A 23,966-nucleotide genomic window follows, 5' to 3' on the forward strand; every position below is an offset into this window, starting at 1 on the left:
ATAAAAAAGCAGATAAATTTGACGCAAAAAGCCGGAGCTAGCGCTCCGGCATCACAGTTTTTGACGAGTTATTGATAAATAGGTAACAAGTTCATCAGCGAGAGAATATGCGCCACGGCGTTAATCAAACCAAAGGCGATAATAAACAGAATCATTGCTGAACCACCCGGTGCGCGATAGGTCGCCTGTGGGAAACGCTTACGGCTTGCACGTGCCATCATGGCCGGCACGATAACTGCCCAAATGGTGGCGGCTAAACCTGCAAAACCGATGGCATAAAGGAAGCCGTCTGGGAATGCCAGTGCGCCAATCGTTGGCGGCACAAAGGTGACCAATGCGGCTTTGGTTCGGCCTGCACGGCTATCATCAAACTTAAAGAAGTCAGAGATAAAGTCGAACAGCCCCAGAGAAACGCCCAGAAACGAACTTGCCAACGCCATATAAGAGAACGCATTGAGCAGTTGGTTAACAATGCTGCTGCTGGCAACGTTGCCCATCTGTTTTAACAAACTACCAATGTTACCGCCTTCTGCGATGATCTGCTGGAACGCCGCACGGGTGATATTCCCTTGGATCACATACTGCCAGAAGATATAGATCGTCAGCGCGATAATTGTACCGATAAACAGACTGCGAACCACTGACTTAGCGTCTTTATGGTAATACTTCACCAGCCCCGGAACGTTACCGTGATAGCCAAAGGACGTTAACAGATAAGGAAGCGAAGCCAGTGCATAAGGCAAATAACTCGGCTTGTCTTCACCGGTATTAAACAGCACTGCGGGATCGACATGGGTAAACATATCACCGGTCGAAAGCAAGAAGGTAATCACCATGCCACCAATTAAGATGGTGCTTAAGCGATCAACCGCGCGCGTCGATAACCAGACAATAAAAGCAACGACAATGGCGAATACCAAGCCTGCGGCGGTTTGCCCAACGCCAAAATAGGGCTCCAGCGTGTGAGTGATAATCGAACCACCGGCAGAAATATAGGCATAGGTCAGAATGTAGAGAACAAAGGTAATGGAAAGCCCATTTAATGAGTTCCAGCCCTTGCCCAGTAGGTCGCCTACCATGGTGTGGAAGCTAGCGCCTGCCGGATAATTTAGATTGGCTTCTAAAATCATTAGGCCAGAGATATACATGCAGGCCCAGGTATAAATCAGCAGCAAGACGGAACCGGTAAACCAGACCCCAGCGGTGACAACCGGAATAGAAAACATCCCCGCACCAACGGCGGTTCCGGCAATAATCATCGCGCCCCCAAGGACTGACGGGCGGCGTATCGTTTGAGTCAAGGTATTCTCCATCGTCATGCTGTGCTCCTGATTAGCGGCATGCTAATTCTTATGTACTAGCGCAATGGTACGTGTTGTTTAATGAGAAGTAAACAGAGTAATGACGAGCGAGGTAAAAGAATTTGCCAGATTTTGTGCGAGAAAGTCGCGATGGGGCAGAAAGTTACGCGTTTAACGGCCGGTTGATGCCGATTTATCGGTGTTTCTACTACGCGCTTTTACAGCAGAAAAGATGAAAACCCTGTATAAGTGAAGAGCGGATTTTCCCGCGCGCTGACTCTGTCGCAGCTCATTTCAGATAGCCCACCGGAGTACTTCCATGGACTGCCGTTCCGATTGCGGAGCTTGCTGTATTGCTCCCTCGATTTCTAGCCCGATCCCCGGTATGCCAAACGGCAAACCGGCTAATACGCGCTGTGTTCAGCTTGATGATGACATGCGCTGTAAAATCTTTTTATCCCCTCTAAGACCCGCCGTGTGTGGGGGGCTTCAGGCCGCTGCGGATATGTGTTTCAGTCACCGAGATCAAGCCTTGAGCTATTTAATTCAGCTTGAGATAGCCACTGCGCCTTGATGCTGGTTCCCGCACATTAAGTTTTCGCGGTTTATGCTATGTTCAAAAATCGCGACTTAAGAGACGGGTTAGATCTCAGCATGAAACGTATAGACAGAATTTGCCAGGAATTAGAACGCTTAACATTGGGTCTGAACCAGACCGATTTGCAAAACGACGTTGCTTTCACCGCTGAAAGTATTGGTTTTAATCTTGGCCTCGCGCGTAATTCAGTCAGCAAAGATCTTAACCAACTGTGGGGTGAGCAACGGGTCATTAAGGTAAAAACCCGTCCGGTTTATTTTTTACACCGCGAGGTAGTAGAAACGCTGATTGGTCATGTTTTACCAGACCACCTCACAGAGGTTCGTTTTGTCAGCGAATTATTGCCAAGTGAAGACCCACTTATCGCCAGCGACCCTTTTGCCGCGCTGATTGGTTTCGACCGCAGTCTTAAACTGGCGGTGGAAAAAGGGAAGGCGGCGGTACTCTATCCCAGTGGCCTGCATGTTTTATTGACCGGCCCCTCAGGCGTGGGTAAAACCTATTTTGCCGAGCTGATGCATCAGTTTGCCAGTCAGCAAAGCGCTAATAACGCGCTGCCGATGGTCTATTTCAACTGTGCTGAATATGCGCACAACCCCGAGCTACTCTCTTCTCATCTTTTTGGTCATCGGCAGGGCGCTTTTACCGGCGCAACCAGTGATAAAGCTGGGCTCATCGAACAGGCTGACGGCGGGTATCTGCTGTTGGATGAAATTCATCGCCTTCCTTATGAAGGGCAAGAAAAGCTATTTGCCTTATTAGATAAAGGTGAATTTCGGGCGTTAGGCTCAAGCCATAAGGCGCGAGCGGTGAGTGTGCGCTTAATCTGCGCCACCACGGAACCGGTGAATTCCACGTTGCTACGCACTTTCCAGCGCCGTATACAGGTCAGTATCGATCTTCCCGCCTTACGTGAACGTTCAATGGAAGAGCAAATTGAGCTGATTACTGGATTCCTGCATCAAGAAAGTCGAAAAATCAGCCGCACCATTCGGGTAGAGAAAGCGCTGCTGCTGTGGCTGCTAGAAAAACCGTTGGAAGGCAATATCGGCCAATTGAAAAGTGACATCCAGTTCTTGTGTGCTCAGGGCTGGGCGGCGGGTATGGGACAGCAACACGACGTGTTGACCTTGGATAAAAAGCTGGTGGAGCAATCGGTGATGCCGAGTGCGGATCAACGCTTACTGGTCGATAGCATATTTGGTCAACAACAATGGCTGGATATCAGTGCAGATACCCTGTCTGCGCTGAAACCCTCGTTGGGCGCCGCCGTTGGGCAAGAAGACAGTGACCTGTTTTACCGTTTTCTGACGCGTGAATATGTCAACCTTCGCAACAGCAACGTGCCGCCGCAGGAAACGCTGGCTATCCTCAAAAACAAACTGCGCTCGATATTTGAATATGGTTTGTACAGCCGTGACACCGCGACGGTAGGCTACAGCGGCCAGCTTGAACAGCGTTTAGCGCTGCTGATTGGCTACGTTGAGCAGGTGGTTGGGTTTACTCTGCCAGAAAACATGGTTAACCATCTGCGTAAGCACTTCCTTACCTTGCTGAGCTATGTCCAGCGCGGATTGATTCCTCAGCTTTACTCTTCAAGCCTGATATTGGATCACTGCAAAGACGAGTACGATAACGCGATGCAGCTATGTCGCCGCGTCGACGAAATATTTAATATTCAATGTCCTGCGACCGAAGTGGTGTATCTGTGCATGTTCCTGAAAGAGTGTCGCCAACACCGCTGTGAGATTGACGATAGCCCTGAGCTTGGGGTTATTTTTATTGCCCACGGTGCCACGACGGCCACCAGTATGGCGCAGTATGTGAATCAGGTTTTAGAGCGTGAACTGCTGACCGCTATTGATATGCCGTTCGAGCAGTCAGTGCATGACACCTTGGAAGTACTTACCAACCTGATCCGTAGCCGTGGCTACCGGCGTGTGATCCTGATGGTCGATATCGGTTCGCTGGTCCATTTTGGCAGCGCCATCAGCAAACTGTTTCAGTTTGAAGTATTGCTGTTGCCAAACATGACGCTAACCAGCCTGCTGGAGATTGGTCTGGATCTGACCTATGAATCTAGCGATTTCGCCGCGCTGAGTGCGCTAATGCAGGAGAAACAAATTCCGTGTCATTGGTGTTCACCTGAACAGGACGGAGCGGGGAAAGTGTTGGTAGTGTCTTGCATTACGGGTATGGGAACCGCAGAGAAAATCCATAAGGTATTGTCAGAAAGCTTTGGTGAACTGATGGCGCAGGATACGCGCTTATTAATTCTGGATTACAACGAGGTACGAAGCCTAGACCGTATTCAGCAGGTTCTGGCTCCCCATGAGCGGCTGGTGGGCATTGTTGGCACGTTCCAACCGGGATTGCCGGATATTCCCTTTATCTCGCTGGAAGAGATGTTTTCTGAGCAAGGCCCAGAGCTGCTGCTTAGCTTATTGAACCCCGATCTCAGCACTCAGGAACGTCGGTTGGAAGTTGAGCGTAGTTCAATGCGGTTTATCAGTGCGCTAACGCTCGAAAGTATCATTAATCAGATTTCGATTCTGAACCCTCGGCGCATCTTGCAGGAAATGGAAAGCGTTTTACTGCGGATCTGTCAGGCCTCAGACCTCAAACCGAGCCGACAGGTGACACTACGCTTCCTTATCCACTGCTGTTGCATGGTGGAGCGTATCGTTATTAGCCGCAAACCGTTACAGATGGCGCTGGAAACTCAGCAAGATATTGATGCAACCGCCATGAGTGTCATCAAACAGGCATTTGCCCCCATTGAGGAGGCGTATGCCATTCGGTTATCTGACGCAGAATTTATTTATATTTACGAGCTTCTCTACCGCTAGCCCGTATTCAGCGGGCTTTCTCCGCACGACTCCTCGATAAAAAACGCGCCGTGACACAATGCTGGCACGGGCGTTGCTATATCAGCCATAGAAACCTTTTATTTCTTTGACTGAATGCCAGGAGGCTCATTTTGTCTACCACCGCTTCACATTCTCTACCACAGATTTTACTGCTGACTCACGGCGGCTGGGGCAGCCAGCTCTGCGCCAGTCTGCGAATGGTTGCCGGAGATATTCAAGGCGTGACCGAAATTGCGCTAATGCCGGTAGATACCTTTAGCGAGTTTTTCCAACGCGTTGAACAAGCCGTGATCGCCATGCCGAAAGGGTCGCTAATCCTGACTGATTTTATCGGTGGAACCACGTCAAACGTAGCGGCTCGGCTGAGCGTGGATTATCCCATCGGCGTGATTTGCGGCCTGAATGCGTCGCTGCTGCTACAGGCTCTAGAGCTGCGTGAAACCGGATTGTTGACCGAGTGCGTCGAAGAACTGGTTGAAGCAGGGCGTGATAGCTGCCTCGACGTGGTGGCGCATATCAATAACCTTCAGAACAACGCGTAACCCATTAAATCCGAAATATAAAACCGAATAACGAAAAAGGAAAATCACATGGCTAGTATCGTTTTATGTCGTATCGACAGTCGTTTAATTCATGGTCAGGTTGTCACTAAGTGGGTTGGGCAATCTCAAGCAAACCGCATTGCGGTGGTCAGCGACGAGTTAGACGCCGATCCGTTTATGAAAAATATCTATCTGATGGCGGCACCGCCAAGCATCAAAGTAGATTGCTATAGCAACAGCAGTTTTGCTGCGGCGTGGAAAGAGAATCAGCTGGGTGAAGGAAAAGTGCTGGTGCTGTTCCCATCGCTGACGGCGGTACAAGATGCCGTGCATCAAGGCTTTGATGTGCAGAATATTCAGGTCGGTGGGTTAGGCGGCGGCCCAAGCCGCAAAGCTGTTTTCCAAAACATTACGCTAGACGATAAAGACGTGGGCATTTTGGGCGATCTGAAAGATCACGGTATTAAGGTGTTCTTCCAAACCATCCCAGAAGATAAGCCGCAGTCGTTAGAAGACATTCTAAAAAAATACTAATTGTCTTTGCGTGCCAATTTTGACTGTTGACCATGGATTTTGACCAGAGGAAATCACTATGGATACCTTGTTTATTGCTATCAGCATGGGGCTGTATTACTGGTTTGCCCGTTTACGCCTTGGGTACACCTTTTCAGGCATGCTGGTTCAGCCGATTGTTATTGCCGTGTTCGTTGGGGTGATTTTGGGCGATATGCAAACCTCAATGATTATTGGGGCTGGCATGCAGTTGGTGTATCTCGGCGTTACATCAACGCCGGGCGGTAATGTGCCTTCCGATCCGGCTCTTGCGGCCTGTATCGCGATCCCGATTGCCGTTCAGGCTCATATGGAGCCTAACTTAGCCATTGCGCTGGCGATTCCGTTTGGTGTGATCGGCGTGTTCCTCGACCAGCTACGTCGTACGCTGAATGCGGCGTGGGTACACATGGCGGATAAATACGCCGAAGAAGCCAATACCGGCGGTATTATGCGTTGCGCATTTTTATATCCTGCGCTGCTGGGGTTGGTACTACGTTTCCCAGTGGTATTTGGTGCCAACTATTTCGGCCAGAGCGTGGTCGAGAAGTTCCTCGCCCTGATGCCGCATTGGTTAACGCATTCGTTTGAAATTATGGGCGGCATTCTTCCTGCGCTCGGGTTTGCCATCACGATTATGGTGATCGGCAAGAAAAGCCTGCTGCCTTGGTTTATCGGTGGTTTCTTCGCGGTGCTTTATCTCAAAGTCGACATCATGGCGATGGCTATTTTCGGCACCTGCGTAGCATTTTTGGTGAAAGGTTTGGCAAAGAATGAAGGAGCATCATCATGAGTGAATCAACCCCAGACATCATGCAGCACGAATTAGTGGAGCGTGCTCGCCAGAGTTCGGCGCTCACCAAAGGCGATATTACCAAAGCATGGTTTATTTATTGGCTAGGTGCCGAGGTTTCCAGCTCCTATGAACGTCTACAAAGCTTGATTTTCTGCGCCTCGATGACGCCGATTATCAAAAAGCTCTATCCCGAAAAAGAAGAGAGAGCCGAAGCGTTAAAGCGCCATTTGAACTTCTTCAACACTGAACAAACGTTTGGTGCGGTGATCCAAGGCGTGGCTATTGCCATGGAAGAGCAGAAGACGCGCGGTGAACCCATTTCTGATGCATCGATCACCGGGATCAAAACGGGGTTGATGGGGCCGCTGGCAGGTATCGGTGACTCGGTGATTTGGGCGGCGGTAATGCCTTTGCTGATCGCGATCTTCATTCCATTTGCTGCCAAAGGAAGCGCATTCGGCGGGATTTTACCGCTGGTGCTCTACACCGGTATTACGCTGGCGGTCAGCTACGGACTGGTACATAAAGGCTATACCCTTGGGCGCGATTCCATCATTACCTTGCTGCAAGGTGGGCGAATCAAAGAGCTGATTTACGGTGCCAACGTGCTGGGGTTAATCATGATGGGCGCGCTATCGGCAAGCTACGTCAAGATAACGTCACCGCTCAAAATCAGCGCGCTTGAAGGTTCTGAAATTGTTGTGCAGCAGATATTAGATTCCATCGCGCCTGGGCTTTTGCCACTGGCCGCGGTGTTCTCTATCTACTTCTATCTCACCAAAAAAGGCCCGCGTTACACCACAATTTTGCTTTCGGTGGTGGTGATTAGCGTGGTGTGTTCGCTGCTTGGTGTGCTGTAAGGAGAGTTGCAATGAGTCAAAATATTTACCAACGCCTAGGGCTAAAACGAGTGATTAACGCCTGCGGAAAAATGACCATTCTGGGTGTTTCTGCGGTATCACCCGAAGTGATGGCTGCCACGGCAGAGGCTGCCGGAGCGTTTGTGGAAATTGATGCTCTGGTCGATCGCACCGGCGAGCTGGTATCAGAACACACCGGTGCGCAGGATAGCTACATTACTTCGTGCGCGTCGGCGGGGATTGCTATCGCAGTGGCGGCGGTAATCACTCGCGGTGAGCCAGACCGTGTGGCATTGATGCCGGACAGCACTGGCATGGCCAACGAAATTCTCATCTTGCGCGGTCACAATATTGATTATGGCGCGCCAATCACCAGCGCCATTCGTTTGGGCGGTGGACGCGTTGTTGAAGTGGGACAGAGTAACTTGGCTGCGCGCTGGCAGCTTGAGAAAGCGGTCAGCGAACGCACGGCGGCGCTGCTGTTTGTGAAATCTCACCACAGCGTGCAAAAAGGGATGCTCACGATTGAAGATTTTGTGGCTGTCGCCAAACAGTTCCAGCTGCCGCTCATTGTTGATGCCGCCGCCGAAGAAGATTTGCGCCAATATATTTCGCACGGTGCTGATATGGTTATTTACAGCGGAGCCAAAGCCTTCAATGCGCCAACGTCAGGATTTATTACGGGCGGGCGTGAGTGGATCCGCTGCTGCAAAGCTCAGCATCACGGAATTGCGCGAGCCATGAAAATCGGCAAAGAAAACATGGTTGGCTTGGTGAAAGCGCTGGAGCTTTATGGCGAAGGCATCGCCAATATGACGCCAGATAAACTGACCTCCACGGTCGAGGCGATATCAGCACTGCGCGGGTTTAGCGCCGAGATTGAGCAAGACGAAGCGGGACGTGAGATTTGGCGTGTTCAGGTACGCGTTCACTCTGATGTTTTGGGGTTAGATGCGCGACAGATTGAGGCGATGCTGCGAACCGGTGAAATTGCTATCTACACGCGTCGATACTTCCTGCATCAAGGCGTTTTCAGTATCGATCCCCGCACATTAGATCAACATGATTTAACCACGATCGTTGAAAGACTGGCACAGATCGCAGGCGAACAGGAAAAGCATTATGCAAAGCATTAATTTTTACCAAGGACGCGTTGCCATCAACGTGCTAGCCAAAAATATTGAAAATGCGCGAGCGGTGTATGACGCCGCTGAAGGACATGCCGTCATTGGTGTGTTGTCAGCACAGTTCGACAGCGTGGAGCAGGGGATTGAAGAGGTTAAACGCTGGCAGCTTCAGGTGCCTTCGATTTCAGTGGGATTGGGGGCAGGCGATCCTGCTCAATTTTATAAAGCCGCGATGATTGCCGCCGCCACCGGCGCGGCGCATGTTAACCAAACCTTCACCGGATGCGGCTTTGCCGCAGGCGCGTTGGCTCAGGCTGGGCAGTCGCATACGCATATCAATGCGTTAGTGAGCCCAACGGGAAAGATGGGGCAAGTACAAATTTCAACCGGCGAGCGCAGTGCCAAAGGAGATAAAGCCATTGTTTCCTGCGATAGCGCGGTGAATATGATGTTGGATATGGGCGCACACGCGGCGAAATTTTTCCCAATGGGCGGGGAGCGTAGCTTAGCTGAGCTAAAAGCCTTGGCGGAAAGCGCGGCGCGTAACGGCATGACCCTGATAGAACCGACGGGCGGTATTGATTTAGACAACTTTGGCGTAATTTTACAAACCTGTTTGCAGGCCGGTGTGGCGCGGGTAATGCCACATGTCTATACCTCGATCGTCGATCCGCAAAGTGGTGAGACACGTCCAGAAGATATCAAACAGCTGATGGATATGATCAAAGCCATTGTGTAGATAATGCTCTGTAGCAGAAGGGACGCTGGGATCTTATTTCTAGCGTTCCCATTCATAGTCAACCGTAGAGGTTACGCTTCTTTTATTTTCCACATACAGGCCACGCCGGCAATCAACAAAACCAGCGAAACAAAAAAGACAGCGTAGTAGTTCCAAAATTCCGCAATAAAACCAGCCACAGAGCCTGCAAATATCCAACCAGTACGCCCCGCAGTGCTAAATAAGGTGGTGGCTGCACCCGCTTGCCCCGGCATTAAATCCTGAAAATACAGCATACCAATTCCCGCCAGAATGCCGATAAAAACGGCGTTGAGCAGCTGTAATGCTAGCAGTGCCCAAGGTGCGGTAAAGAAGAGTAGGCCAGCATAAAAAGCCAAGCCTGCGGCAAGCGCAACCATCATTAAAAAGCGTTTACCGAAACGCTTAGCGTAATAGCCTGCAATTAGCATGGTAGGAATTTCTAGGCCTGCGGCGGTGCCCATCATTACGCCGGCCAGTTTGTCCGGCAAATGCAGTTCATGAATGATATACAACGGCATATTGATGAGATACATGCTGTTGCAGGTCCACATCAACGTGCAGGCGGCAAAGAGCAGAAGAGTATCGCGGCGATTACGGCGTGGCGCATCCAGCACGTCTGTTGTGCGTACGACCGCTTTTGGCATCGAGGGCAGCGTGTACCAAACAATTAAACCGCATATTAAAAACGTCGTCATCGCCGCCAGATACATAAACGGAAAACCAAAGCCGAGCGCTAGTGCGAACGAAATCGGTGGCCCAATCACCCACGCCAGAGAAACTTGTGCACGCAAAATTGAGCTGAACATCACCGCTTCTTTACCGGTTTTATCTGCATATTCACGAGCTAGAGCAAACATCTGTGGGTTGGCGGTGGAACCAAAACTGGTGAGCATGACGCCGACGACGAGCAATAAATAGTAGTTACGGTTATAGGCGAACAGCAAACAGCCCGCAGCGCCAAGGATGCAGCACAATAAAATCAGCTTTTTTCGATCGCCAGAGCGGTCTGAACGTGCGGCGAGAAACTGACTAACAATAATTCCAATCACTGCGCTGCCGGTATAGAACAGTCCAACCATGAACGGGCTTTTAACCACTTCGGTGGAGAGGAACAGGCTGAGCGTTGGTGTTTGTAATGCGCCTGCGATACCGGTCAAAAAAGCCACAATCAAGAATGAGGTGGAGGTTAAATCGGGCAGACGGCGGAGTGCGGTCGAATACATGCGCATAGGTTTATCAGGGATCAGTCAGAGGTGAACGGGGAACTTCAGGGCGGGCATGTTACGCTCGAATGTTAAAAATGAAAAGCTGTTTCAGCCACTGGACTGTAAGAAAGTCATACAAAAGATGTGGGATAGATAATGCGTGATAATGAATGGATAACTAGCTGAAAAATAGTTTGCGAAGAGCATTCCACTATTTTTCCTCAGTTCTGACTTTTGTCTGTAAAACGTAATAATTGCGGTAGTCATAATTACGGAGGAAGAACGATGAATTCACTTGCCTTGTGGCTACGATGTGGCTACATTTATGGTCATAAAACACTCAGTCTATGGAGCGATATTATGACGAAAAGTGATGTGGTGAGGGCAAGAGTTTCCCCAGCGGTTAAAGCAGCCGCAATGGAAAATGCCAGTGCGTTAGGAACCGATCTTTCAACGATCATTCGGTTATTAGTTAATCAGATTGCTGTGACGGGTGAGGTACCCGCAGAATTACTTAAACCGAATGCAAAAACGTTGAAGGCGATTCGCGATCTGGAAGCCGGTATTGATGTGCATCGCGCCAGCGATATTGATGAATTGAAGGCAGATCTCGGCTGGTAGTTCGTTGGGAAACCATGATGCAAGGATTGCTCATCATGTTAATGATTGTTTATCAGCATCGTTTTAAAAAAGATGCTAAACGCTTTATGGGTAACCTAGCTGTTCAGAGCATCATTCTGCGAACCGTGGCTTTGCTACAGTCAGGGGAGCCGTTGCCGGAACGGTACCGAGAACATAAGTTGGTCGGGAACTATATTGGCTATCTTGAATGCCATGGAATGCCCGATCTTCTCTTGATCTATCAGCGTACCGAAACTGAGTTAAGGCTATATCGCGTGGGGAGCCATGCAGAGCTATTTGATTAGCTTTGTTTAATTAGCTTTGTTTAATTAACTTTGTTTAATTAGCTTTGCTTGATTCAGCATGGTTGATCACAACAATGTGATAAAAAACGGGGCCGAAGCCCCGTTGATGATACGGCTAAAGTGCAGAGTGAGACACTATGCGCCAGTCGGTACCGCATGTGCGGTGTTAGTGAGTGCAGGACCCTGATATTTTTCGATCTCAACCTGCGCCATTTGGCCGCAGTTACCTTGCGCCAAGCTGGATGAGCCAATATCAAACGTCAGGCAGTTCACGTTGCCGTTTTTACACAGCGATCCTGGCGTTGCTGGATCTGCCGGATCGAACCATGCGCCTTCGCTGATGCGGATCACACCCTGACGCACATCTTCAGTGACCACTGCGCCAACTAAGATCTGACCGCGATCGTTAAAGGCACGAACTAAGTCACCGTTGCTGATACCGCGAGTTTTAGCATCAGCCGGATGGATTAGAATGGCCTCGCGATCGGCTACCGCATATTTTTTACGCAGCGGCGTATTGTCTAGCTGGGAATGCAGGCGGTTGATCGGATGTGCAGTATTCAGAGACAAAGGATATTTTGCGGCTTCTGGCCCTTTATACCATTCATGCGGCGGCATCCATGTTGGAATACCTTTGCAGTCTTCGTAGCCCATTTTCTCAATGGCGTCAGAGTAGATTTCGATTTTACCGGACGGTGTACCTAATGGATTTAACAGTGGGTTTTCGCGATAGTCAGCGAAACGTACCCACTGTTTATTCTCTTCAGGTACCGGGAAGCGAACATAGTTGTTTGATTCCCAGAACATGTCGAACGGCGGCAATGCCACACGAGCTGCGCGAGCCTGTGTTTTCATGTCGTCATACATGCTTTTCAGCCACTGGGTTTCGTCTTTGCCTTCGGTAAAGGCATCCTGAACCCCTAGTTTTTCTGACAGACCAGCAAAGATATCGAAATCGCTACGCGATTCGAACTGCGGTGGTACGCACTGATGCATAGGGAATACATACAGCTGAGAATAGTCACCGCCCATTTCCAGATCGTTTCGCTCGTAGCTGGTGGTGGTGGGGAATACGATATCCGCATGCTTGGCCGTTGCCGTCCAATAAGGTTCGTTGACTACAATGGTTTCAGGTTTTTGGAAAGCTTTCACCAGCGAGTTTGTATCTTGATGTTGGTGGAAGGTGTTACCGCCAGCGACGTAAACCATTTTCACTTCAGGATAGGTAACCTGAGCGCCATTAAAATTAATGGTTTTGCCTGGATTCATTAAGCATTCGGCAATACGCGCAACGGGAATTGGCGTAGGCGTATTTTTCGGTGAGTTTCCAGCCGAAATACCCGCCAAGATCCCGCCTTTAGCCGTAGGACTGCCGCCTGAAGAGTAGTGATAGCTAAAGCCAAAACCACCGCCCGGCAGACCAATTTGTCCCAACATGGCGGCAACGGTCACCAGCATCCAGTGTTGCTGTTCGCCGTGGTGCTGACGCTGAATGCCCCAACCACCCATAATCATGGTGCGATTCTTCGCCATATCACGCGCTAGCTGGCGAAGCACGTCGGCATCAACGCCGCTAACTTCGGCTGCCCAGTTAGCATCTTTGACGATGCCATCGTCCTGACCCATAAGATAAGCTTCGAATTTATCAAAGCCAACGGTATAGGTTTTCAGGAAATCAGGGTTATGCAGTTTTTCTGCCAGCAGCGTGTGGGCAATACCAATCAGCATGGCGGTATCGGTGTACGGACGCGGTGCAATCCACTGAGCATTCACGAATTTTGCGCTGTCGTTGTGTACCGGATCGATGCTGATGATCCGTGTCCCTTTTTTCTTCAGCGCCTCAAAGCCAGTTTGGCCGACGTGATCAGGCACGTTCCAGCTGTTTTTTAATGTGATCATAGGGTTACATCCCCACAGAATCACTAACTGGCTATTCTCGATAACGTTTGGCCATGCGGTTTGTTGTTCATAAACTTCCATTGAACCAACCACATGAGACATGATGACCTGTGCGGCTCCGGTCGAGTAGTCACCCGCATAGCCTAAGAAACCGCCGCTTAGGTTCATCATACGTTGCAGCAGTGTACGGCTATTGTGGAGCATACCCACGCTCTTCCAGCCGTAAGAGCCTGCATATATAGACTGTGGGCCATGCTCTTTTTGCAGGCGTGCGATTTGATCGCTCACTAACGTCAGGGCTTTATCCCAGCTTACTCGCACCCATTCGTCGCGGCCGCGCAGTTCTGGTTGGCTATTGGCAGGGCCGCCTTCTAGCCAGCCTTTACGTACCATCGGGTACTTAATGCGGTTTTCTGCATGTACCTGATACGGTGCCATGGTGATGAGTTCATTCGGATACGGATCGTCACTAATGGCCTTAACATCCACCATTTTGCCGTCTTTCACGATGGCCTCGAAAGCGCCCCAGTGTGCAGCGGTGAGTATGCCGGTTTGTGCCTGACGTAGGGCGGTAAACTGTGGCAACGCTTGGCTGATGGCCTGTGCTAATGCCGATTTAGGCCACAAACCAGCCATCAATGGCACGCTCAATACGGCACCTGCGCCGGTCAGAAAGCGACGGCGGCTGACCTGCAGCGGCTTCTGTTCGAAATCACTGACGTTTTCAACGTGGGAGTTCAGATTTTTTTTCATTGTTATGGCTCCTTAAATCTTATTCGACTGATTGGCAGGCATATCGCTGGCGTGTTTCTGAACGTATTGTGTCAGAACGCGCAGCTGTTCCTGCGTCAGAGAAGTACGTGGAGCCATGCCTTTGACTACGCCGATCCATTGGTTGGCGTTGAAGCGGTCAAGTGCCGTTAAACCATGGCAGCCGGTGCAGTTGGCAGACATCATGTCAGAAGCGTAATGCCAAATTTTTTGTTGGTCATCAACCAGCTGTTTTTTCGGCAACCACACCTGCAATGCAACCTGATGCCAAACCAGCCCGGTTTCAGCGTCTTTAACCGTGCTTAGGGTTTTCAGTTGTTTACGTGCATCTTCGCCCACTAAAACGCTAAGGATACGTTTACCTTGTGCGGCGTAAAACACTTCAGTTACCCCATCCTGTTGCCAGCCGGCAACGTCGGCTAATACGCGATCGCCTTGACGTTTCACCACTTTCACTTCGGTGGATGGCATCAGGTTACCGGCGTTGTGCTGGGTTTCCTCAGCGCTCAAATAGAATGGTTCGGTAGCGATGGTGTACAGCGTGGTGGCGCTGTCTGGCGTTTTCGCTGCGGCGCTGGCCAACTCGCTGGCACCGGCGGCGGCTAATCCGCTCATGTCTGGCAGGATATGAGCAACGCCTTTGTGGCAATCGATACACGTTTCACCATTTTTAATGGCAACCGGATGCTGCTGACGAGCTTCTGGTTTCTGTGCGATAACGTCCATCGCGTCGTAGCTATGACATGAGCGGCAGGTTGCGGAGTCGTTTTTCTTCAACGTATCCCACACGCTTTGCGCCATGGCGAGCTTATGCGCCTCATATTTTTCAGGCGTATCGATTTTACCTGTCACTTCGCCATAGACGTCTTTCAATGCGGCAACTTTGGTGAGTAGATAATCGATAGGTTGGTGTGGAACGTGGCAGTCGGCGCATTCGGCCCGGATGCCTTTGGTGTTTTGGAAGTGAATACTGCCCTGATATTCGGCGAGAGGCTGTTCCATGGTGTGACATGAAATACAGAATTCTGTGTCACTGGTTTTATGCATAACGGTGGCGGTTCCTGCCAGCAGGGCCGCGCCGATGATGATCCCCAACAACAAAAGCCACAGCCAGGCTCTGCTCCGGCGCTTGCCGGGAGTCTGATATCGATTGCTCATAGTTTATTCCATATAATTATTAATATAGTTTTCTTGCCATATTATTTCTGAATCGAATGAATTGATTTATTTTCAATGTCATAGGAATCAAGAATTTGCTAAGTATAGAAAACTTTTGAGCAAATTACCTAAAAAGAAGTAGCAAAATTGAGAGCTTTTTTTGTCGAGTTTTGGGCGCTGGAGATGGTGACCTGAAGCGTTTGCAGTCAGTAACACATTTCGTTAACAACATATGACGTTCTACGGGTACATTTAGGGTTATAAATACCGCGATGGTTATATCGAATCTCTTGAATTGTTTGCGAATGTCATTTGACCGTTAGGTTCCGGCATTGGCTGTTTGAAATCCTCAAAGGTTTAATTAATGAAGAATTTTGACTCCGCAACACTTGTCTCCCAGCTACAACGCTCTCAGGCTCAGTTGGAAAGTATCCGCCATGAATTTCATGCCAACCCTGAGTTGGGTTTTCACGAAACGAATACGTCTAGCAAAGTATCTAAACTGCTCAATGAATGGGGCTACGACGTTGTCACAGGTATCGGTGGAACCGGCATTGTTGCAAGTTTAACCAAAGGGACGGGGACAAAATCAATCGGTTTGCGCGCTGATATGGATGCATTGCCTATTCATGAAGCCAGCGGTGTGAAATATCAAAGCGCCTGTTCAGGAAAGATGCATGCCTGTGGCCATGACGGCCATACGTCAATGCTGCTGGGCGCGGCGCAATGGTTGGCGAGCGATAGCGCAGACTTCAACGGTACCGTTCGTTTGATTTTTCAGCCTTCAGAAGAAGATATGCGTGGCGCGCAGGCCATGATTGACGATGGTTTGTTCACACGATTCCCCGTAGATGCCGTTTACGGTATGCATAATATGCCCGGATACCCACAAGGACATATGGCATTTAAAGAAGGCGCGACGATGGCGGCGGTGGATAGCTTGACCATCACCCTGACCGGTAAAGGCAGTCATGGCTCAACGCCTGAAAAAAGTATCGATCCGATCGTTGCCGGTGCCTCATTGGTGATGGCATTACAAACGATTGTTTCGCGTAATATTGCTGCACAGGATCAGGCCGTGGTCAGCGTCGGTGCTTTTCAGGCCGGTGACGCAGGAAACGTGATCCCGCAGGAGGCGGTGTTGAGATTAAGCATTCGCTCCACCGATGAAGGCGTGCGTAAAAACGTGCTGCAACGGATTCGGACGATTACCGAAGCGCAGGCCGTATGCTATGGCGTTACGGCCTCCATCGAAAGCGCAGTGGCGGGTGTAGTATTGATGAATACGCCGCATGAAACAGCGTTTGCTAAGCAGGTCGCGGTTGAGTTACTTGGCAGCGAGAAGGTTGTTGATATGCCTAATACGTTTATGGGCAGCGAGGATTTCGCGTTTATGCTCAAGCATAAACCCGGCTGCTATTGCATTATTGGCAACGGTGACTCGCCGATGTTGCATCATCCACAGTACGATTTTGACGACCGTAATCTGAGCGTGGGCGCAGCATACTGGGTGGCGTTGACCCAATCCTATTTGGCATAACGGCGTGAGTGGGTTGGGGTAGTTTGCCTACCTCAACTGACTATCTTTACTTCCTCGGCGGTTGTATCCGCTGGTGGCCTGCTGTTTTTTATCGATTTCCGCCTGACAGTTCACGCAAAGCTGCACTCCAGGCAGCGCTTTGCGTCGCGCCTCGGGGATTTCTGCACCACACTCTTCACAAACATGGGCGCTTTCACCGTGACTTAGCTGGCTACGTGCACGTGCAACGGCGTCATCAACCGTCGCGTCAATTTGATCCTGAACCGCCCCATCATTTGCCCAACCACTGGCCATCATCTATCTCCGGTTATTTTTCAGGCTATTTAAGTATAGATGGGGGTTTCGGGCTCAGGATCAACCACGGCTTAAAAACTCAGCGTTGCAGATGTCATAATGAAATTCATATCCTTTAAATTGGCATGTTTCTCTAAGCTATGGCCAACATCAAAATAGGCATAGGCGAATTTAAACTGCAGCCATTTTTCAGGTGTCCATTGGGTTGAAATCTGGTATTGATTACCAATAAAACGGCTGCCTTGAGTGCTGTTTTTAACCGGCTTCATCGGGCCAAGATAAAATCCGTCCTGTTTTTGCTGTCGCCACATGGCATCCCAGCTAAGATCGACGGTGAGAGTATCCGTTGGTGTTAACGTGACTGACGGGTGAATGTCGATCAGATTAGCCGGCGCTACCAGCCCGTTCTCGGTCAGATAAGGCAATTTTGGATACATGGCATTAAAGGTATTCAGCTCGCCGTCGTGCGGATTTTTATCACCGCTCGCCATCCCTATTTTACCGCCGAAACGTGGTCGCCAGATCCATGTAGAAACGGTATAGCCTGCGTGCGCCGATGCGGACCACGCCCGAATAGTATGTGACGCCCCATTGGGGGAAAACTCACCAAATTGATAGGCTGCCTCATTATCCCAATCAAACCCCCCGGCGGCGCCGAAAACTCGGCTGCCAACGGTATAGCGACGTTCACTGCCGCTGCCTTGTATGTAGGTGGAATCGTTGTTTTCGAAGCCAAAGGTATAGAGATCGATAGAAGAGGCGAGAGGGGCTACCGGCGTAGTGGCATACAGCCCCCATATTTTTTGGCTATTGTCGGTGTCGTCGTCAAAACTGCCTTTTTTAATGCTCACCGGATGACCAATAAATGCATCCACACGATTTTTGGACGTTGCCCAACTGGCGCGAACGGCATCGAACGAGCGGCGCACGTTTGCTCCGTCACGCGTTCCCATCAAATGCAGTGAACCCAGTGGGATCTCTTGCCGTCCCACCCGCAGCGTACCGAGACCCGCATCGGTGGGTAATTTTAAATCGATGTATCCTTGCCCTACGTAGGCGTGATCGTCATCCGTTGGCTTACGCCCCTGATCGCGCGGAGTGGCGATTGAAGAACCAAGCTGAACATAAGTTGAGAAATAATGGCCGTAGTCGAGTTTGGAACCCAGCAGAAAACGCTGCATGAAAGTGCTATCTCGCCCTCCGCCGTGAGCAGCCAAATCACGTTGGTCGCTCCATTCATAGCGTTCACGCAGCGAACCGTCGAAGGAAAGTGTCGCATTGTCAGTTAAGGCGATTTGCTTCCATGCGGGTGCCGTTTCTGCGTGTGCATTAGGTGAGTGAACGCTTGTCGACAGTGCGGTAGCTGCAATGAATGTGGGCAGCCAGCGTTGGGAGCGTAATTTATGAAATCGTTGTTTATGAGATTGTTGTTTATGAGATTGTTGCATGGGGATCGCTTGCCGATGTCGCGATGCCAAACGAGGCTGGCATCGCGATAAGATAAAAATTATTTAGTGTCTTGATGGATTTCGGCGATGTAACCGCCAGGGAATTGCACCACGGCGCTAGCGCGTTTTTCCCCTGCAACCGACTGCCACAGGATTTTCGCCCCGCTGGCCGTTGCTTTGCCGAGGGTTTCACTCAGACTGGCGACGCCATAGCCGGTACGTTCCTGACCGAATGGATAGTTCAAATGCCCATCGGTGACAAAGATGCGGGTTTTGCCGAAGGCCGAGGACAAATTCACTACGCGAATAGCGTTATTTTTCTCACCGCCAATCACGGTAGCGCTTTGCTGTGCATCATCGATTATTTTGCCGTTTGAGAATTTCTGATAGCTTTTGATGAAATCATCAACGCGATAGCGTGAAAGATAAATACGGTTTTCAGGAATAAAACTGAGTGGCTGGTAGTTAGGCGCTTTGGTATGCCAATACAGCTGCATATTCACGCCGCCCGGCCACTGAACCACTGCGTCACGTCCGATAGGATCGTTAAATGGCTCAACGATAACGTCGGCACCGGCTTTTTTGGCATTCGCTATTGCAGTATCCATATTGGTGACTAAGAAACCATTACGCTCGTTGCCAAATGGATAAGGCGCTGGTGTCTGGAAATCAAATACGGAAAAACTGCCCGATGGCGTTAAGATCAACTGAGAATAGGTTTGACTCGGTGTAGGCGTCACATCAGCTAAAACCCGCTGGGTAGTACTTCCGCCAAAAGTTTTCAGAATACTGTCGACGAAGGGATCCATTTTTCCAGGTTCGACATAAACGTGGGTGGTATCGTACTGGGGACCTACGCCAATATCCGCAGCCCAACTGCCTGTCGATGCAGCCACTGTTAGCGCAGAAGCGACGGCGAAGTAGATAGAAATTCGCGCTGTTTGATTCATTTCAGTCTCCTTAACATTAAACATTCGATGCCATCGGTTAAGCTCGCTGTCGATGGGCTATTTGATAAAATGCATAATACGGAGAAGATAAATGAAGGATAGGCAGTAATTTTTAACGTTTTATTTAAAATAACTAGGGTAAAAGAAAGTTGTAAATAGTGCGGTTAAAGAGTGAGTGATGACTGCGTAGTTGAAAATATCCGTCACTCTGGTTTTAGCAGAATGACGGTCTAGGAATAGTACTAAGAAAATATTTTTTCTTATGTCTTAAAGTTGAGTTTTTATTAAGAGTTAATGATGTAAATACCTTTTAATAATGGGCTGTATGGACGTCCCCTCATCATCAAACAAAATTTCAGTGGTGCATTGAGCAGCGTGCATGCTAAGGCGAAGCTTTCCCGTAGGCGTATTATCACATAGTGAAAATTCAGCCCCTGTCAGGCAGTTAGCTAAATCAAATAGGGTCAAATAGGTTATTTCTGATTCATGTGAACGTAGCGTCAGTTGGCTAATATGCTGAGTGTTAGGGTTATCCGGCGCACTGCTGGCAATGAGCAAATTTCGTTCTGAAGGTTGTTCTGTCGTTAACTGAGGCATTATTTGAGTATAGATAGCTACCGTTGAGCTGGTTGTCCTCGCTAATGTTTTTTGCATACCGGTACCCGGTTTTATCCAGATTGGGTTTATATGACATAACATCTTTTCATTTTGCACATCATCGTGTTGCTCGGGAGCTGGCAAGCTGCCATTGATCATCCAGTTTAAATCAGCGCATTGTCTACGTGGGTTTTTAATTGTTGAAATATCAATAACAAGGTTATCGATAAGCATCACTCGACGTCTAAAGCTAACCTGCTGGTAAGCCTTTTCATCCCAATTGATAATGTAAAAACTATCGGGCTTGTCAGCCTTTTTTGCCCAATCCGCCATCACGTCAATATAGTGATACATATTCGTCTTTAGACAGGAATTAACTACCGGACTCACCGGTGGCTGGTTAGCCAGATTGATCGTAAGCGTGCTATGTGAAGCGGTTTTCTTATAATAATCGCGGTGTAAACTGGTGCTATAACCGGTCGTCCCTAAGTCTTTCACCAGTTCTTTGCCTTGATGAAAAATAATAATGCCAAGGCTATCGCCGTGATCGTGTTCTCCACCGTAGGGCAGATGTTTTATCAGTATTGTGCTTTGTGTCTCTGGCCGTTGAAATAACGTTAAGCCAGGCGGGATTTCGTTAGGGGTACTTTGGCTAGGGAGGTTTTTTTTCCGTGGTGTACGATCGTTGCCATACAATATAAAATCGGTGTTGATATCACTTTTTCGGCTGTAAATAATATCTAATGCTTCTAAATAGCACGGGTCGGCATAATAGCTGTAGGCTAATTCATACAGATCGGAATGGATGAGTTTCTCCTGACCAAATACGCAATCGTTGAGGCGAGGGAAACAGCCATTTGGCATCAGCAATGACAATGGTACACGGAGCATGCGAGGATAATAGGGGAGATCTAATAGGCTGTATTTGGTTCCTTTGGCAACTTTCTCGAAGGCAAAAAATCCTTGTAATGCATACAGATGATAATGCAATGAGCCTTCAAACCATAGCTGACCATTAATTAACGAATGCTCTAGCTGATAGCGCAATCCATAGCGTGTATTTAAGGCAAAATTTAGATAAGGCTCTTTTTCTAGAATGAGTCCAATGACGGCAATCGCACTGTTAATTTTCACCTCATGATTATGAATTTGGTCGTGTCGCTGTTGCATCAAGAATTCAGCGCCGGGCTGTAATAATTGTTGCCGGATAACGTTTTTTTCGTCAGTGGATAAATTATCGCAAATCAAGTCGTAGCCGCGTGCGAAATCAAGCAGGCAATTGGCTTCACACAATGCCTGCGCATTAATTTTTCCGTTAGCGTTATAAGGGATACCGCCATGCTCCTGATAGTCTGGATAATAGGCGGCATAAGTCAGCAATAGATCGCGAACGCGCTGGAAATACTCCTTGTTTGCGGTAACTTGCCATAATAAACCAACCTCGTAGCAGGCTTTGGCATTCAAGCCATTCATCCAGCGCCACCATGCGCCATCGTAGGGTTCACCGCTAAAAATTTTATTATCTACTGGGCAGCGATGCTGGTGTTCATGATGATAATCCCAATTGAGCCGCACCCCGTGATCGGGGCAATAATAGTAATGGTTCCAAGTTGCAATTCCAGACGTGGGCACTTTTAACGGATGATTTAACACCGTAGCGTTATCGGCAATGAGTGTGTCAATCCACTCAGGCCAGCGCTGTGCGCGCTGGCGAATAATGGCGATTTCACGGGGATTGAATTGTTTCATTCTTACCGCTTCCTTTTAGGGTACCAGTGACGCACTTACGGTGAGTAAATTGATATTTTTCGGATCTCTCTTTTCGAGATAAGCCGCTTTTTCTTTGAAGATTGCGTCAGGGTAGGCTCTTTCAGCGGCTAAAATATTGCCTACGGCCTCGTTTTCATCGAATTTTAATTCAGGGAACGGCCACGGTGCAGGATTGTCGATTTGTTGAGCCACGACGAGTAATGCTTGTTTAAGATTGTGATCGTCTAAATCGAAATGCCACATATCTATACCCGTTAGTTCGCCATATCGCGCTAGGCGCATAAAAGCTGAAAGAGAGAAATTGGTGTAGTGCCATGAACGCGTTCTCTCTATTTCTTCGGTGAGCAATCCCTTGTTATCTATTTGAGCCGCTAAATGACGCAGTTGGGCAATTTTTAATTGGCGGCGAGCGACTTCAGGCTGATCGGTAAATAACGAAAAAGCAACGACCTGAGTATCAAAAAATGTGCCGTGGTTATTGTGCCAGTTGCTTTCTTCAAATCCATTTTCACTGGTCAATAACCATTGGTTAAACTGCTTATACCAGTTCTTAATGGCTTGATAATTTTTCTCGCTCAGCGTATTTGCTGGGCGAATCAGCTCAATACTGTCCATGACGTCGATTAAGGCTCGGCTATCGATAATACCTATTCCTCGTCCATCAACAATTCCCGGAATCGCCTGAGCATAAGCCAAACTCGGGTTCATCTTTGTTTTAGGTGTCACAAACCACGCGCTGGCGAGCTCTGCTGCCTTTTGGGCATAAACAGCTTTGCCCGTGAAGTAATAAGCCAGCCCTAGCCTTTTCATATCTTTGGCGAAATGCGCCATGCGTTCACTGTCTGTAGCGTCAGTTTTGGTATCTGGATTGGTTTTTCCATCTTGGCGAATATAGGGGAGGTGATTGGGTGTATTGGGATTTGGCCACCAATAAGTACCAAAACTATAGTAGTCATGTTTATTATTCGATGCGGGAGAAAGGCTTTTATCGACCACGCTGTAATTGGCGTGTTTAAGCGCGATGTTTGCCTCGGTGATGAGTTGCTCGAAAGCCGGCTGCAACGCAGATGCTGGCTGCGTCAGTTGTTGTTTACTCGCGGCTAATGCTTCTGGCGAGTAAGTAAAATAGCGAGACTCGGCCGCATGGCTTGATGCTATAGAGCTGAATAACACGCATGAAATAATGCTGACGAGTAATTTAATCTTCATCATTTTTCCTATTCAAATTTGTTTTTTGGGTTACAAGGTAAATGTCATGCCAATACGATAGCGTGATTCAGGAATATTTCCTTCGCCGTCGTAATATCCTTGTTTATCTAAATAATCATATTCGATGTATGGGCTAAACCAATCGTTCCACTTATAGCGCAGTGTGAAAGCATTTTCCGTAGACCAGGTTTTCCCATTTTTATATTCATACTTATCGCTGGCATGTTTATAGACCGTGCCTTGATATAATACGCTCCACTGTTTATTTATTTTATAACCAAGATATAAATCTAAGCGATTAACGCTATCGCGATGATATTCGCCATTATCATTTGTCGTTTCATAAGCATTGTAATCATAACGATAGCGTAGGCTGGTGCTGAGTTCGGGTGTTATCTTATAGTTGATCCTGAAATAAGGCCGAATCTGTGTGCCTTTACTGCTCCAGTGTAAAATGCCACCGGGCTGAAGACTCCATTTATCGGTTAATGTGTAGGTATAGTTGGTCTCGATTTCGTTATAGTCCGAAGTAATATCTCCCAACGAATGGGCACTATCGCTTTGATCGGCGCCGTTAGGCCCTTTTCCATTGTTTTTGTTGTTTTTATTATCGGTCTCCATACTGGCCCACCAGCCATTTTTCCAGCTTTCGCTGACTTTAAAGCGGGACTCATAGCTGTGGCTTCCTGCTCGATATCCGCCACGTACGTCGAAGGTAAGCGCATGAGAGATGAGGGGGGTCGCTGCAATCAGTAAACTGATTACAGAAATAATCTGTTTTTTCATGTTATTC

The 23,966-nt window shown here is 48.8% G+C and carries 21 protein-coding genes; 11 read left to right on the forward strand and 10 right to left on the reverse strand.

The annotated features are described in order from the left end of the window. Positions 1-68: 68 nt before the first annotated feature. Positions 69-1,319 (reverse strand): tryptophan permease, encoded by a 1,251-nt coding sequence (mtr, locus tag AB3Y96_RS07420; protein ID WP_072309257.1) that lies wholly within the window; start codon positions 1,317-1,319, stop codon positions 69-71. Between the two features lie 301 nt (positions 1,320-1,620). Here mtr and AB3Y96_RS07425 point away from each other — a divergent pair, with 301 nt between their 5' ends. The 8 genes from AB3Y96_RS07425 to AB3Y96_RS07460 all read left to right on the forward strand — a co-directional run bounded on the left by AB3Y96_RS07425 (position 1,621) and on the right by AB3Y96_RS07460 (position 9,385). After that, positions 1,621-1,875, forward strand: a complete 255-nt coding sequence (locus AB3Y96_RS07425; protein ID WP_061554160.1) for a YkgJ family cysteine cluster protein — start codon at positions 1,621-1,623, stop codon at positions 1,873-1,875. A gap of 80 nt (positions 1,876-1,955) precedes the next feature. Further along, positions 1,956-4,748: a transcriptional regulator DagR gene (locus tag AB3Y96_RS07430; RefSeq protein ID WP_367298847.1), complete on the forward strand. Its 2,793-nt coding sequence runs from the start codon at positions 1,956-1,958 to the stop codon at positions 4,746-4,748. A 131-nt stretch (positions 4,749-4,879) separates the two neighbouring features. After that, positions 4,880-5,311, forward strand: a complete 432-nt coding sequence (locus AB3Y96_RS07435; RefSeq protein WP_139130956.1) for a PTS sugar transporter subunit IIA — start codon at positions 4,880-4,882, stop codon at positions 5,309-5,311. 48 nt (positions 5,312-5,359) lie between these two features. Further along, positions 5,360-5,845, forward strand: a complete 486-nt coding sequence (locus AB3Y96_RS07440) for a PTS system mannose/fructose/N-acetylgalactosamine-transporter subunit IIB (protein WP_046458054.1) — start codon at positions 5,360-5,362, stop codon at positions 5,843-5,845. Positions 5,846-5,903: 58 nt separating this feature from the next. Then, entirely contained in the window at positions 5,904-6,656 is a 753-nt protein-coding gene (locus AB3Y96_RS07445; RefSeq protein ID WP_025800853.1) for a PTS sugar transporter subunit IIC, read from the forward strand. Continuing rightward, a complete protein-coding gene (locus tag AB3Y96_RS07450) occupies positions 6,653-7,519 on the forward strand; it encodes a PTS system mannose/fructose/sorbose family transporter subunit IID (RefSeq protein WP_025800854.1) in 867 nt (288 codons plus the stop codon). The genes AB3Y96_RS07445 and AB3Y96_RS07450 overlap by 4 nt, the downstream gene beginning before the upstream one ends. A gap of 11 nt (positions 7,520-7,530) precedes the next feature. Further along, positions 7,531-8,655, forward strand: coding sequence for a D-glucosaminate-6-phosphate ammonia lyase (locus AB3Y96_RS07455; protein ID WP_367298848.1), 1,125 nt, complete (start codon positions 7,531-7,533; stop codon positions 8,653-8,655). Continuing rightward, entirely contained in the window at positions 8,642-9,385 is a 744-nt protein-coding gene (locus AB3Y96_RS07460) for a 2-dehydro-3-deoxy-phosphogluconate aldolase (RefSeq protein WP_367298849.1), read from the forward strand. Before AB3Y96_RS07455 ends, AB3Y96_RS07460 begins: the two co-directional genes overlap by 14 nt. 71 nt (positions 9,386-9,456) lie before the next feature. Here the strand turns inward: AB3Y96_RS07460 and AB3Y96_RS07465 are convergent, their stop codons facing one another. Beyond that, positions 9,457-10,635 (reverse strand): sugar efflux transporter, encoded by a 1,179-nt coding sequence (locus AB3Y96_RS07465; RefSeq protein WP_367298850.1) that lies wholly within the window; start codon positions 10,633-10,635, stop codon positions 9,457-9,459. Positions 10,636-10,971: 336 nt separating this feature from the next. On the opposite strand from AB3Y96_RS07465, the gene AB3Y96_RS07470 reads away from it, so the two are divergent. Beyond that, a complete protein-coding gene (locus tag AB3Y96_RS07470; protein WP_072309329.1) occupies positions 10,972-11,232 on the forward strand; it encodes a type II toxin-antitoxin system RelB/DinJ family antitoxin in 261 nt (86 codons plus the stop codon). Between the two features lie 35 nt (positions 11,233-11,267). Continuing rightward, positions 11,268-11,537, forward strand: a complete 270-nt coding sequence (locus AB3Y96_RS07475) for a type II toxin-antitoxin system YafQ family toxin (protein WP_072309330.1) — start codon at positions 11,268-11,270, stop codon at positions 11,535-11,537. Between the two features lie 135 nt (positions 11,538-11,672). Here the strand turns inward: AB3Y96_RS07475 and torA are convergent, their stop codons facing one another. Next, a complete protein-coding gene (torA, locus tag AB3Y96_RS07480; RefSeq protein WP_072309261.1) occupies positions 11,673-14,189 on the reverse strand; it encodes a trimethylamine-N-oxide reductase TorA in 2,517 nt (838 codons plus the stop codon). 12 nt (positions 14,190-14,201) lie between these two features. Next, positions 14,202-15,365, reverse strand: a complete 1,164-nt coding sequence (locus tag AB3Y96_RS07485) for a NapC/NirT family cytochrome c (RefSeq protein WP_072309262.1) — start codon at positions 15,363-15,365, stop codon at positions 14,202-14,204. Between the two features lie 364 nt (positions 15,366-15,729). Between AB3Y96_RS07485 and AB3Y96_RS07490 the strand changes: the two genes are divergently transcribed. Beyond that, a complete protein-coding gene (locus tag AB3Y96_RS07490) occupies positions 15,730-16,905 on the forward strand; it encodes a M20 aminoacylase family protein (RefSeq protein ID WP_367298851.1) in 1,176 nt (391 codons plus the stop codon). A 27-nt stretch (positions 16,906-16,932) separates the two neighbouring features. Here AB3Y96_RS07490 and AB3Y96_RS07495 read toward each other — a convergent pair whose 3' ends face one another. The 6 genes from AB3Y96_RS07495 to AB3Y96_RS07520 form a co-directional block, all read right to left on the reverse strand. Beyond that, positions 16,933-17,199, reverse strand: coding sequence for a DksA/TraR family C4-type zinc finger protein (locus AB3Y96_RS07495; protein WP_072309264.1), 267 nt, complete (start codon positions 17,197-17,199; stop codon positions 16,933-16,935). Positions 17,200-17,270: 71 nt separating this feature from the next. After that, on the reverse strand, positions 17,271-18,647 hold the full coding sequence (locus AB3Y96_RS07500) for an alginate export family protein (RefSeq protein WP_367298852.1): 1,377 nt from the start codon (positions 18,645-18,647) through the stop codon (positions 17,271-17,273). A 59-nt stretch (positions 18,648-18,706) separates the two neighbouring features. After that, positions 18,707-19,597: a glyoxalase gene (locus tag AB3Y96_RS07505; protein ID WP_367298853.1), complete on the reverse strand. Its 891-nt coding sequence runs from the start codon at positions 19,595-19,597 to the stop codon at positions 18,707-18,709. A gap of 291 nt (positions 19,598-19,888) precedes the next feature. After that, positions 19,889-21,943, reverse strand: coding sequence for a heparinase II/III family protein (locus AB3Y96_RS07510; protein WP_367298854.1), 2,055 nt, complete (start codon positions 21,941-21,943; stop codon positions 19,889-19,891). 15 nt (positions 21,944-21,958) lie between these two features. Beyond that, complete coding sequence (locus AB3Y96_RS07515; protein ID WP_367298855.1) at positions 21,959-23,176, reverse strand: alginate lyase family protein; 1,218 nt, start codon at positions 23,174-23,176, stop codon at positions 21,959-21,961. 27 nt (positions 23,177-23,203) lie between these two features. Continuing rightward, positions 23,204-23,959, reverse strand: coding sequence for an oligogalacturonate-specific porin KdgM family protein (locus AB3Y96_RS07520; RefSeq protein ID WP_367298856.1), 756 nt, complete (start codon positions 23,957-23,959; stop codon positions 23,204-23,206). Between the last annotated feature and the right edge of the window lie 7 nt (positions 23,960-23,966).

The sequence above is a fragment of the Hafnia alvei genome, from assembly GCF_964063325.1.
GTDB classification, from domain to species: domain Bacteria; phylum Pseudomonadota; class Gammaproteobacteria; order Enterobacterales; family Enterobacteriaceae; genus Hafnia; species Hafnia alvei_B.